The following is a 12674-nucleotide window of genomic DNA, read 5'->3' on the forward strand; positions in this document are numbered from 1 at the left end:
ATCCCACCCCCTCACACAGAGCGTTCGACGTGGCACTGCACAAGGACCTTCCCCCACTCCTGGCCCTGCGCGCCTTTGAGGCCGTGGCCCGGCATTTGAGTTTTATCAAGGCCGCCGCCGAGCTGTCAGTGACCCAAAGCGCCCTCAGCCATCAAGTGCAGAAACTCGAACAGCACCTGGGCAAACCGCTGTTTATCCGACGCACCCGCGCCATCGATCTGACCGAAGACGGCCAACACTACTACGACCAGATCCGCCCCGCCCTCGACACCATCGCCGCCGCCACCCGCCAGCAGCAAACACCGCCCGCCACCAGCGTACTGCGCGTCGGCCTGCTCGCCTCGTTCGCCACCTTGTGGCTGGCACCGCGCCTGGCGGGGTTTCTCAGCCGCTACCCGCACATCCAGGTGGAGTTGGTGCCGGCGATTCAGTTGGCAGATGTCGCCGCCGCCGAGGTCGACCTGGCGATTCGCTACGGCAAGGGCGACTGGACCGACGTGCAGGCCACGCGCCTGATGAGCGAAACACTGTCACCCGTCTGCAGCCCGGCGTTCAAGGCCAGCCAACTGGCCAATGGCCCGCTGCTGATGGCCACCTCGCACCGCCCTTTCGAGTGGACCGACTGGTCCCGGCATTATCAGGTGGATGTGGAGCACTACCCCAAGGCGCTGCTGCACGACTACAACATCGTGGTCGAAGCCGCCGTCGCCGGCCAGGGCATCGCCATGGGCCGCCACCGCCTGATCGAACGCAGGCTCAAGGAGGGCACATTGGTGGAAGCCTTCGACTGGCCGCCCTATCAAAGCGAGATCGGTTACTGGCTGATTGCCCCGCATGGCGAAACCAGCACGGCGGCCGCTTGTTTCAGTGAATGGCTGCGGGAAATCTGTGCCGACGCATGAGTTATTTCGATACGTCGAGTTAAATCTATCCGTTTGTCGGCGAAAATCGCCCCGCCCATGCTGAAGACTCTTTCCAAGAGGATTCATCATGAGCCACTCCATCTCGCAACGCGTACAAGCCCTCGGCCTGAGCCTGCCGACACCCAGCCAGCCGATTGCCAACTACGTGAATTACGTGATCAGCCAGAACCAGCTGTTCATCTCCGGCCAAATCCCGCTGCTGGACGGCAAACCGACTTACATCGGAAGACTCGGCGAATCCATCAGCGAAGACGAAGGCGCCAAGGCCGCCGAACTCGCGGCGCTGGGCCTGCTGGCACAATTAAGCGATGCCCTGGGCGATGACCTGTCGCGACTGGTGCGCATCATTCGGTTGGGCGTATTTATCGCCAGCAGCGGTGATTTCCAGCGCCAGGGTGCAGTCGCCAATGGCGCTTCGAACTTGCTGGTCAACGCCCTCGGCGACAAAGGCCGGCATGCCCGTACGGCCGTGGGCGTCGCCAGCTTGCCGGGCGGCGTAGCCGTGGAGATCGACGCGATTTTCGAGTTGCAGCCGTGACTGCGCTGTCCCTGACCGAGGTCCGGGAGCTGCGGGACGAAACGCCGGGCTGCCAGTCCGGCATCGTCCACTTCAACCACGCCGGGGCCTCCCTGCCCAGCCAAGGGACGCTTGATGCAATCATTGACCAGTTGCAGCGCGAAGCCCGCGACGGCCCGATGGAGGCCGGCGAACACGGCGCACTGCTGACAGAAAAAGCCCGTCGCGCCGCCGCGCAACTGCTCAATGCGCCCGTGTCATCGATTGCCTTCGCCAGCAGTGGCTCGACCGCCTGGAGCATGGCGTTCCAGGCGTTGGGCCCGTGGCAGCCAGGCGACCGCATTCTGGTGGGCCGCCACGAATGGGGCGGCAACCTGGCGAGCATGCAGACGGCCGTGCAATCGGGTGCACAAGTAGAAGTGATCCCCTGCGATGAAACCGGCGCGGTATCCATCGCCGGCCTGGAAGCCATGCTCGACGCCCGGGTGCGGTTGATCGACCTGACCTGGCTCCCCGCCAACAGCGGCTTGATCAACCCGGCCGAGGCCATCGGCGCGTTGGCCAGGCGTCATGGCATTGCCTATTTCATCGACGCCGGGCAAGCCATCGGCCAGGTGCCGGTGGATGTGCAAGCGCTGCACTGCGATGTGCTCAAGGGCGCCGGGCGCAAGCATCTGCGCGGCCCACGGGGGACCGCCCTGCTCTATGTGCGGCCGGACTTTCTCGAGCGCTTGAACCCGGCCCAACGCGATGTGTTTTCGGCGCCCTGGAGCCCTGCGGGATTTGACTTGCGCAACGACGCCCGGCGCTTTGAAACCAGCGAAGTGTCGTTCGCCTTGCTGGCAGGCCTGGGCAATGCGTTGCTGGAGGTCAATCGATTGGGGGTCGAGCGGGTCCGCGAGACGGTCCGGCTGTTAAGCGACACAATCCGTGAACAATTGCGCCGAATCGACGGGATTACCTTGCATGACCTGGGAACCAGCGCAAACCAGTCCGGCCTGATCGCCTTCAACCTAGCCGGCTGGGACGCCTTCGAGCTCAAGCGCCGCCTGGGCCTCAAGCGGATCAATATCGGTGCCAATGGTGTGCCCTACACTCCACTGGACATGCAGGCCCGCGAGCTGGACAGCGTGGCGCGAATCTCCGTGAGCTACCTCAATACGGCGCAAGACATCGAGCAACTGATCGCCGCCCTGCGCGAACTGCGGGATTAAACCTCGACGTCCACCCACAAGCCTTGCCGTGGTGCGTCTTCAATCAACGGCACCACCGGCACGGTGTTGTCGGCGTTGAGTTCGTCACCGGGAACAGCCAGGTGCTCCTGCGAGTCTTCATCGGCTTCGCGGCGACGCTTTTGCTGTTCCTGCTGGCGACGCTGCTCCTCGCGCAGCAGCAAAGCCGCTTCCTCGGGATCGCGCTTTTGCAAGTCGATGGTACTTTCGTTGGAGCTTGGCTGAACCGGCGCCACGGGCGGGATATCCGGCTTCTGGCGCACCGGGTCAAGCTGCGACGTGACCGGCACAACACTCAAGGGCAGCATGGGTGGCAGCATATTATTAGTCTCCTGTTCAGCAGACTGTCGGCTGCGTGGGTGACGACTTGAGCGTCAAGCCGCCAACTTGTGAACCAATCGTCATCTATCCGACGAAGATACCGCCCTTTTTCTTGCCGCTTGTAGCTTAAAGCTCGAAGCTGCACCTATTCCTTTTGGTCTGGAAGCCGTGTTCCGTTAGAATAGTCGGCTTTTTCACGGCGGGAGTCAGGCAGCATGGCGCAGCAGTATCAACCGGGGCAACGCTGGATTAGTGACAGCGAAGCAGAGCTGGGGTTAGGCACCGTTCTGGCACAGGACGGCCGCTTGTTAACCGTGCTCTATCCGGCCACTGGCGACACTCGCCAGTATGCGCTACGGAATGCGCCCCTCACTCGCGTGAGGTTTTCGCCGGGTGACACCATCACCCATTTCGAAGGCTGGAAAATGACCGTGCAAGAAGTCGACGACGTCGACGGCCTGCTGGTCTACCACGGCCTCAATGGGCAAAACGAGCAGGTCACCCTGCCGGAAACCCAGCTCTCGAACTTCATCCAGTTCCGCCTGGCCAGCGACCGTCTGTTCGCCGGCCAGATCGACCCGCTGCCCTGGTTCTCCCTGCGCTACCACACCCTGGAACACACCAGCCGCCAGTTGCAGTCCTCGCTCTGGGGCCTGGGCGGCGTGCGTGCGCAACCGATCGCGCACCAATTGCACATCGCCCGTGAAGTCGCCGACCGTATCGCGCCGCGGGTTCTGCTGGCGGACGAAGTGGGCCTGGGCAAGACCATCGAAGCCGGCCTGGTGATCCATCGCCAGTTGCTGTCGGGTCGCGCCAACCGCGTGTTGATCCTGGTGCCGGAAAACCTCCAGCACCAGTGGCTGGTGGAAATGCGCCGCCGCTTTAACCTGCAGGTCGCACTGTTCGACGAAGAGCGCTTTATCGAAAGCGATGCCACCAACCCGTTCGAAGACACCCAGCTCGCGCTGGTGGCCCTGGAATGGCTGGTGGACGACGAGAAGGCCCAGGACGCGCTGTTCGCGGCCGGCTGGGACCTGCTGGTGGTCGACGAAGCGCACCACCTGGTCTGGCACGAAGAAAAAGCCAGCCCCGAGTACTCGCTGGTGGAACAACTGGCCGAAGTGATTCCGGGCGTGCTGCTGCTCACTGCAACCCCTGAGCAACTGGGCCAGGACAGCCACTTCGCGCGCCTGCGCCTGCTGGACCCGAACCGTTTCCACGACCTGCACGCCTTTCGCGCCGAGAGCGAAAACTATCGCCCGGTGGCCGAAGCCGTCCAGGAACTGCTGGACAAGGGCCGTCTCTCGCCCGCCGCCCACAAGACCATCCAGGGCTTCCTCGGCGACGAAGGCGAAGCGCTGCTGACCGCCGTCAACGATGGCGACGCCGAAGCCAGTGCCCGCCTGGTCCGCGAACTGCTGGACCGCCACGGCACCGGCCGCGTGCTGTTCCGCAACACCCGCGCCGCGGTGCAAGGTTTCCCGGAGCGCAAGCTGCACGCCTACCCGCTGCCGTGCCCGGACGAATACCTCGAGCTGCCCCTGGGCGAGCACGCCGAGCTGTACCCGGAAGTCAGCTTCCAGTCGCAGCCGGACGTCGATGAAGAACAACGCTGGTGGCGTTTCGACCCGCGCGTGGAGTGGCTGATCGACCAGCTGAAGATGCTCAAGCGCACCAAAGTCCTGGTGATCTGCGCCCACGCCGAAACCGCCATGGACCTGGAAGACGCCCTGCGCGTGCGCTCCGGCATCCCGGCCACGGTGTTCCACGAGGGCATGAACATCCTCGAGCGTGACCGCGCTGCCGCCTACTTTGCGGATGAAGAGTTCGGCGCCCAGGTGCTGATCTGCTCGGAAATCGGCAGTGAAGGCCGCAACTTCCAGTTCTCCCACCACCTGGTGCTGTTCGACCTGCCGTCCCACCCGGACTTGCTGGAACAGCGGATCGGCCGTCTGGACCGGATCGGCCAGAAACATGTGATCGAACTGCACGTGCCGTACCTGGAAACCAGCCCGCAAGAGCGCCTGTTCCAGTGGTACCACGAGGCGCTGAACGCGTTCCTCAACACCTGCCCGACCGGCAACGCCTTGCAGCACCAGTTCGGCCCGCGCCTGCTGCCGCTGCTGGAAAACGCCGACGACGGCGAGTGGCAAGGGCTGATCGACGAAGCCCGTGCCGAGCGCGAGCGCCTCGAAGCCGAACTGCACACCGGCCGCGACCGTTTGCTGGAGCTCAACTCCGGCGGTGCCGGTGAAGGTGATGCGCTGGTGGAAGCGATCCTTGAGCAAGACGACCAGTTCACCCTGCCGATCTACATGGAAACCCTGTTCGACGCCTTTGGCATCGACAGCGAAGACCATTCGGAAAACGCACTGATTCTCAAGCCCAGCGAAAAAATGCTCGACGCCAGCTTCCCCCTGGGCGACGACGAAGGTGTGACCATCACCTACGACCGTAACCAGGCGCTGTCGCGCGAAGACATGCAGTTCATCACCTGGGAACACCCGATGGTGCAGGGCGGCATGGACCTGGTGCTGTCCGGTTCCATGGGCAACACCGCCGTGGCGCTGATCAAGAACAAGGCGCTCAAGCCGGGCACCGTGTTGCTGGAACTGCTCTACGTCAGCGAAGTGGTTGCTCCGCGTTCGCTGCAGTTGGGCCGTTACCTGCCGCCGGCGGCACTGCGTTGCCTGCTGGATGCCAACGGCAATGACCTGTCGGGCCGCGTGTCGTTCCTGACCTTGAACGACCAGCTGGAAAGCGTGCCGCGGGCCAGCGCCAACAAGTTCGTGCAGGCCCAGCGCGACCAGCTGACGCCGCGGATCAACGCCGGTGAAGAGAAGATCGCCCCGCGTCACGCCGAGCGTGTGGCCGAGGCTCAACGGCGCCTGGCGGCGGATACCGAGGAAGAACTGGCGCGCCTGACCGCGTTGCAAGCGGTCAACCCGACCGTGCGCGACAGCGAACTGGTTGCCCTGCGCCAACAGCGCGAGCAAGGCCTGGCGATGCTCGACAAGGCGGCGCTGCGACTGGAAGCGATTCGGGTGTTGGTCGCGGGTTGATTACCGCCCTGCCCTGCTGAACAAAAAGGCCCGCGCAATGCGGGCCTTTTTTATTCACTTGAGACATCGTTGTTATTGATGGCCTCTTCGCGAGCAAGCCCGCTCCCACATTTGACCGAGTTCCATCTTGAGAATGCGGTCTAATGTGGGAGCGGGCTTGCTCGCGAAGGCGTCACCTCGATCTCAGGCAGTAACCGCCGTAGCCGGCACCTCCACCACCCCCAACCCATCCTTCATCCGCTTGGCATCGCGCACAAAACTGCGGGACGCCTGGAACAGAAACAGCATGGTCAAAAACAGCGCCACCGGAATCAGGTACATGGCGTCATGCAGTCCCACCGCCTTGTAAGCCTCGGTCATCTGCTGGGCACCGTCGGCATACATCGCCGAATGGGCAAAATGATCCGACAACCCGCCCACCACAATCGGCCCCATGCCCCCGCCCAGCAAATACAAGCCGGCGAAGAACAATGCCATCGCCGTCGCCCGCAGGCGCGGCTCGACCACGTCCTGGATCGCCGTGTATACGCAGGTGTAGAAGTTATAGGCAAACAGCCAGCCGACACTGAACAGCGCCACAAACACACCAATCTCGATCCGCCCCGCGTGCAACGCCCAGGCAGTGGTCACTGTAGAGATAATCAAACTGCACGCCGCGAACAGCAGCCGGCCGTTAGCAATGCGTTGATGGATCTTGTCGGCAATCCAGCCGCCCAGGGTCAGGCCCACCAGGCCGGTAATACCGACGATGACACCGGTGGCGACTGCCGCATCCTGCAACGGCAGCAGGAAATAGCGCTGCAGCATCGGCACCAGGAACGAGTTGCAGGCATAGGTGGCGAAGTTGAAGCACAACCCGGCCAGCACCAGCCAGAGGAATGTCGGCACCGCCAGCACCCGGCGAATCGGCCGGTCGACTTTCTCCTGGGAGACTTGCACGGCTTCCGCCGCGCCGCGCTTGGGTTCCTTGATGTAGAACATGAACACCGCAAGGATCAGCCCCGGCACCGCGGCAATAAAGAATGGCGCACGCCAGCTGTCGAACGCCTTGACCATCGCACCAATGGTGAAGAAGGCCAGCAACAGGCCCAAGGGCAGGCCCAGCATGAAGATCCCCATGGCCCGGGCACGGCGGTGGGCGGGAAACAGGTCACCGATCAGCGAGTTTGCCGCCGGCGCATAACTGGCCTCGCCGATGCCGATGCCCATGCGCACCAGCAAAAAGGTCCAGAAACTGCCCACCAGACCATTGACCGCTGTCAGGCCACTCCACGCCGCCAGGCCCCAGCCCATGAGTTTGCTGCGCGAGCCGGTATCGGCCAGGCGCCCCAGCGGCAAGCCGGCAATTGCATAAACAATGGTGAACGCGGTACCGATGATCCCGAGCTGGAAGTCGCTGAGGTGCCACTCCATGCGGATCGGCTCGATGATGATCGCGGGAATGGTGCGGTCGAAAAAGTTGAACAGGTTGGCCAGGAACAGCAGGAACAGAATGCGCCAGGCATTCGCCGCTTGGGTCGAGTTCTGCATGGGTCCGTCTCTTTTATTGTTATGTGAGCCGCGATGCCAGACGCATCCTGAGCCCGGAACCTGCAATCTAGTCAGCCTCGTGGGGATTGTCTGTAATGATTCGTAAGTCTGATGTCACTCCATCGGGCGACCCGGGCGGTCATCCCTAATCATTTGGTTCTAGTTGTTTATAAACTCATCGCCAAATGATTAGAAGCAATCTGCCATCAATCCTTGTAACTCGCTCACGCTCTCTATACTGAAAGACGCAGTCAGACTAAAACTCTGTGACGGGACATGCTATGGAATGGCTTGGTTTGCATTTTTTTACCGACCTTCCGGACAGTGGGCACTTATTACTCAATTGCAGTCATAACCCCTTTCTGGTGCTACTGGCGTATGTAGTGGCGTGTGCAGCGGGCTTCGGCACCCTGGACATGGCCGAGCGGGTCGGCCATGTCGACAACCCCAAGGCTCAACGGCACTGGCGCTGGGTAGGCGCGGGCTGCCTGGCAGGCGGCATCTGGTCGACCCACTTCATCAGCATGCTGGCCTTCCAGGCGCCTATCGCGATTCACTACGAATTGATCATGACGTTCGCCTCGCTGCTGATCGCCCTGATCGCGGCGCTGTTCGCCATGCAAACCCTCAGTCATCCAAGGCTGCGCGCCCACCAATATGTGCTGGCGTCGGTGTGGATGGGGCTGGGTATTGCGCTGATGCACTACGTGGGCATGTCGGCCATGCGCTCCGAGGCGGGCGTGTATTTCGAGACTGGCTTGTTCCTCGCCTCTGTGTTGATCGCGATCGGCGCCAGCCTGGCGGCTTTGCTGCTGTCGCTGTACCTGCGCAACGGCACCGGCATGTTCCATCAATTGCTCAAGTACGCGGCCAGCCTGGTGCTCGGCGCGGGCATTATCAGCATGCACTTCACCGGCATGGCGGCCATGCAGCTGCTGGTACCCGAGGACCTCGTACAGTCGGCACTGCCGGTGGACAACAACCCGGTCCAACTGGGGCTGCTGGTGGCGGTCATCGCACTGCTGGTGATTGGCAGCAGCATCAGTGCTGCCCTCGCGGACAAGAAGCTGCAACACAAGGAAACCGACCTGCGCCGGGTCAACGCCCTGCTCACCGAACTGGACCAGGCCCGCGCCTCGCTGCAACAGGTGGCGCATTACGATGCCCTGACCACCCTGCTCAACCGCCGTGGTTTCAACCAGATCTTCGCCGAGAAACTCGCGGAAAAAACCGCCACCGACGGCATGCTGGCGGTGATCTTCCTGGATATCGACCACTTCAAGCGCATCAACGACAGCCTCGGCCATGACGCCGGCGACGAACTGCTGACGGTGCTGGCCGGCCACATCAAAAGCTCGGTGCGCAGCCATGACGACGTGGTCGCGCGGTTTGGCGGTGACGAATTCTGCATCCTGATCAGCATCCATCACCGCGATGAAGCGCGGCACATGGCCCAGCGCATCATGCAGAAAATGAAAGACCCCATCGAACTGGCCGGCCGGCGCATGGTGATGACCACCAGCATCGGCATCAGCCTGTTTCCCGAAGACGGCAAAACCAGCGAAGAGCTGCTGAAGACCGCTGACCTGGCGCTGTATCAGTCCAAGGATGCCGGGCGTAATAGCCTGAACTTCTTCAGCTCCAACCTGAAAACCCGGGCCTTCCTGGAACTGCAGCTGGAAGAGGAACTGCGCGCCGCACTGCGGGGCAAGAACGAGTTGGTGCTGTTTTACCAACCGATACTTGACCTGAAAAAAGGCAGGGTCACGCGCCTCGAAGCCCTGGTGCGCTGGCAACACCCCCAACATGGCCTGCTGACCCCGGACCGGTTCATCGGCATTGCCGAAAGCAACGGGCTGATTGCCGAACTGGATCACTGGGTGCTGCGCCAGGCCTGTCACGACCTGAGCCTGCTGTCGGAGCAAGGCCACACTGAATTGGTCATGGCCGTGAACTGCTCGGCCCTGAACCTGACCCGTGACGAGTTAGCCGATGAAATCGAAAACGCCCTGCGCTTCGGCGGGATCGCGGCCAATCGCCTGGAACTGGAAGTGACCGAGAACGCGCTGATGGGCAATATCAGCAGCACCCTGGCATTGCTGCGGCAAATCCGCGCCCTGGGCGTGTCGCTGTCCATCGACGACTTCGGCACCGGCTACTCGTCCCTCGCCTACCTCAAGCGCCTGCCGTTGAACACCTTGAAAATCGACCGTTCATTTATCCAGGATATCCCCAAGTCGAACGCCGACATCGAGATCGTCCAGGCCATTATCGGCATGGCCCACACCCTGCACCTGCAGGTGGTGACAGAGGGCGTGGAAACCCTGCAACAATTTGAAGTGGTGCAAAAACACGGCTGTGATTTTGTTCAGGGTTACCTGCTCAGCGCTGCGGTGCCGTTGAGTGATATCAGCGCGGTGATCAACAGCCTGGACCAGAACAACCTGTTCAGCCTGCTGGGCCTGACGGGGGGTGACCCCGCGCCGAAAGATCCGCCTTCGGGTCGTGCGGGCCCGGCGTCCATCGTTCGGCCAATTCGCTGACGCCGTTTATTTGGCAAATCGCCATCATTTCACTAAAGAACCCCGACGAACGGCCGATTCATCAGAGTCCGGCCAGGCTTTCCCCTTAAAACCCTAGGGTTAAACCCTATCGCCCAAGACCCGGACGCACTGTAAAGTCGCGATCTCTCATTCTGTGATGGCTATTTGATACTTACTCAGCCATCCGTCCAGGCACATGGCGCACAATGACTTCTAAAAATAACTCTGCCACCGCGGTATCCGACGTGTTGCTGACAGCCCCTGCGGAAAAACCCTCAGGTTCAAAGTCATTGAGCACCGCCCGCCCGCTGGCCACCCAGCAGTACCTGTACTTCACCGAGACCAACACCGACCGCATCCTCGACAACCTCGACGGCCTGCGCGACATGGTGTTCCCGCGCGCACCGCACCTGGAAGTCGACGGTGAACTGCGCAATGAGCAGGAATTCCCCTCGGTGTGCCTGATCGGCCTGGGCCGCTGTGGCTCCAACATTGCCCTGGATGTGGCAGAGCTGGTGTACAACGCCCGCAAGTTCTACCTCAACGAATTCAGCAACGAAGACAAATCCACCGACAAGGGCTACCGCCCCGCCCAGTGGATTCGCAACAACCTGCGCCTGGGTTCGAACAAGGGCACCAAACCGGTGTTCCTGGTCGAGCCGCTGGTGATGCTGGGCGACCTGGACAAGGACATTGCCGGGCGCATCCGTTTCTCGCGCAAGGGTGAGAAAAGCGGTTTCCTGCGGGACTACAGCAAGATGAAAATCATGGACCTCTCGGAAGTCCATGCCGGCGGCGCCGGTAACGCGCCGATCCTCGGCCAGTACCTGGCCAAGATCATCCTCAACAAAGACACCCAACGTTTTTCCAGCCCCGACTGGAAGATGATCCACTCGTACCTGATCGACTCCTGCGGCATCAAGGCCAACCAGTCGCGCCTGTACTTCTCGATCTTCAGTGCCGGCGGCGGTACCGGTTCAGGCATGGCCTCGGAGTTCGGCCTGGCCCAGCAGCACTCGTACATGAACAAGACGTTCGACACCAAGCCTGCCGACGAACATGACAGCAAAAGCGGTCACGCCTTCGTGTTCGAGCCGATCTTCACCAGCGGGATTTGTGTGCTGCCGAACATCTCCGATCACCGCAGCGAAATGTCCGAGGCGCTGCACATCAACGCCGGGCGGCTGTTGTGCAAATACCTGTCGGAAGAATGGGACTTCTCGTACAACTTCGACAATGAAGACAGCAGCGAAGCCAGCGTGAAAGGCCGTATCCGGCCGTGGAACGCAATGATGTTGATCTCCAACGACATCATGCGTTACGCCGAGGAAAGCGATGACGGCAACATCCAGAACATTGATGTCAATGCCATGGAAAAGCACGCCAACCAGTACATCTCGCAGCAGATCTTCAACATTCTGACGGCCCAGGCGGTTACCACCGACTACGACCAGAACTATTTTCGTCGCGCCGGGATCGACATTGGCGAGACCATCCGCCTGGATGCCAACGACCTGTTCATGAGCCTGGCCGGCCCGGTGGCGATTGCCTATGCCGAATCGGTGGTGCCGGAAACGCCGGCGCCTTCGAGCGACAAGTTCAAGGTGTTCGAAAAAGAGCCGCAGCGGCTGAACATCGACGACCTGTTTTTCCGTTCCATTGATCTGCCGCACTTCAACAAGGTGACCCAGGCGATCGAAGGCATCAGCCTGTTGCCGATTGAGTCCAAGCGGTACAAGGCCTCCCTGGAGCAGTACAAGAATTCCGGCTATGACGCGGCGGCGTTGCATGACTTGCACTTCTTCAAGAACTGCTCGTCGGTGGTGTCGATTGTGTCGTTGCCCAAGGATTACAAGCTGTCCTATATGGACCTGAATCGGCTCAAGACGCACCTCAACAGCCTGTTTCCCAATACGACGCTCAAACGGTATGCGCTGGTGATCGGGGCGTCGGCCAACCTATCGCTGACCACGTTGATCGCCAAGAGCCCGTGCCTGTCGGATGATTTCCTGACGTTGATCGTGGCGTTTATCAAGCGCTGTTTTGCGCGTAATCCGTATCGGTTTGATGACACCTTGGATAATTCGATCCTGGATTTCATCATCCATGAGGATTTTGATGAAGACCGGATTGATGAGCTGCTCAACGAGTTCGAGAACCCGGCGAAGATCCTGGATACCAACTGGTATGCGATCAAGCCGATGTACGAGAAGAAGTATCGTGAGTTGATCAACGACAAGGACAAGTTTGTGTCGATCAACGATATTCGTCTGTCGCGGGATTGTGTGAAGAAGGCGATCAAGTACCTGCGTGAGATTTATCGTCACCGGATTGGGAAGACCAAGGTTATTTCGCTGAATAACCATACCGGGAAGACGGCGTAGGCTTTGTTGCTGAGGTGGGGTGTATATCCGTTATTTGGGTGATGGCTTATATCGGTTCCGCTCTTACAGCGGCTTTGGACCGTGGGCCGCCGTCCTGCCGGGTTACCCACGCTCCAAAGCCTGCGTTCGGCCAGCGTGGTTTAACGGGGCGCTTAAGATCAA

Annotated in this window: 8 protein-coding genes; 6 read left to right on the plus strand and 2 right to left on the minus strand. The window is 61.0% G+C overall.

From position 1 onward, the window contains the following. The first annotated feature begins 29 nt into the window (after positions 1-29). The 3 genes from HX786_RS30675 (at position 30) to HX786_RS30685 (ending at position 2654) form a co-directional block, all read left to right on the plus strand. Positions 30-902 (plus strand): LysR substrate-binding domain-containing protein, encoded by an 873-nt coding sequence (locus HX786_RS30675; protein WP_102368259.1) that lies wholly within the window; start codon positions 30-32, stop codon positions 900-902. Positions 903-990: 88 nt separating this feature from the next. Continuing rightward, positions 991-1461 (plus strand): RidA family protein, encoded by a 471-nt coding sequence (locus HX786_RS30680; protein WP_003210913.1) that lies wholly within the window; start codon positions 991-993, stop codon positions 1459-1461. Further along, positions 1458-2654 (plus strand): aminotransferase class V-fold PLP-dependent enzyme, encoded by a 1197-nt coding sequence (locus HX786_RS30685; RefSeq protein WP_003210912.1) that lies wholly within the window; start codon positions 1458-1460, stop codon positions 2652-2654. The genes HX786_RS30680 and HX786_RS30685 overlap by 4 nt, the downstream gene beginning before the upstream one ends. Here the strand turns inward: HX786_RS30685 and HX786_RS30690 are convergent. Continuing rightward, positions 2651-2992, minus strand: a complete 342-nt coding sequence (locus HX786_RS30690; RefSeq protein WP_178913040.1) for an aspartate-semialdehyde dehydrogenase — start codon at positions 2990-2992, stop codon at positions 2651-2653. The two genes, HX786_RS30685 and HX786_RS30690, sit on opposite strands and share 4 nt — an antisense overlap. Before the next feature lie 216 nt (positions 2993-3208). Between HX786_RS30690 and rapA the strand changes: the two genes are divergently transcribed. Next, entirely contained in the window at positions 3209-6055 is a 2847-nt protein-coding gene (rapA, locus tag HX786_RS30695; RefSeq protein WP_102368258.1) for an RNA polymerase-associated protein RapA, read from the plus strand. A gap of 183 nt (positions 6056-6238) precedes the next feature. On the opposite strand, the gene HX786_RS30700 is transcribed toward rapA, so the two are convergent. Beyond that, positions 6239-7585: an MFS transporter gene (locus HX786_RS30700; RefSeq protein ID WP_178913041.1), complete on the minus strand. Its 1347-nt coding sequence runs from the start codon at positions 7583-7585 to the stop codon at positions 6239-6241. A 281-nt stretch (positions 7586-7866) separates the two neighbouring features. Here HX786_RS30700 and HX786_RS30705 point away from each other — a divergent pair, with 281 nt between their 5' ends. Further along, positions 7867-10128: a bifunctional diguanylate cyclase/phosphodiesterase gene (locus tag HX786_RS30705; RefSeq protein WP_023659115.1), complete on the plus strand. Its 2262-nt coding sequence runs from the start codon at positions 7867-7869 to the stop codon at positions 10126-10128. A 206-nt stretch (positions 10129-10334) separates the two neighbouring features. Then, positions 10335-12512 (plus strand): hypothetical protein, encoded by a 2178-nt coding sequence (locus tag HX786_RS30710; RefSeq protein ID WP_023659116.1) that lies wholly within the window; start codon positions 10335-10337, stop codon positions 12510-12512. The last annotated feature ends 162 nt before the right edge of the window (positions 12513-12674 follow it).

It is taken from the genome of Pseudomonas sp. 21615526 (assembly GCF_013386245.1).
Taxonomy (GTDB): Bacteria; Pseudomonadota; Gammaproteobacteria; order Pseudomonadales; family Pseudomonadaceae; genus Aquipseudomonas.

Excerpts from the sequence above, each read along its gene's own strand:
- HX786_RS30680 (WP_003210913.1), top strand. The coding sequence starts at position 991 with ATGAGCCACTCCATCTCGCAACGCGTACAAGCCCTCGGCCTGAGCCTG.
- HX786_RS30710 (WP_023659116.1), top strand. The coding sequence starts at position 10,335 with ATGACTTCTAAAAATAACTCTGCCACCGCGGTATCCGACGTGTTGCTG.
- HX786_RS30700 (WP_178913041.1), bottom strand. The coding sequence starts at position 7,585 with ATGCAGAACTCGACCCAAGCGGCGAATGCCTGGCGCATTCTGTTCCTG.
- HX786_RS30705 (WP_023659115.1), top strand. The coding sequence starts at position 7,867 with ATGGAATGGCTTGGTTTGCATTTTTTTACCGACCTTCCGGACAGTGGG.
- rapA (WP_102368258.1), top strand. The coding sequence starts at position 3,209 with ATGGCGCAGCAGTATCAACCGGGGCAACGCTGGATTAGTGACAGCGAA.
- HX786_RS30690 (WP_178913040.1), bottom strand. The coding sequence starts at position 2,992 with ATGCTGCCACCCATGCTGCCCTTGAGTGTTGTGCCGGTCACGTCGCAG.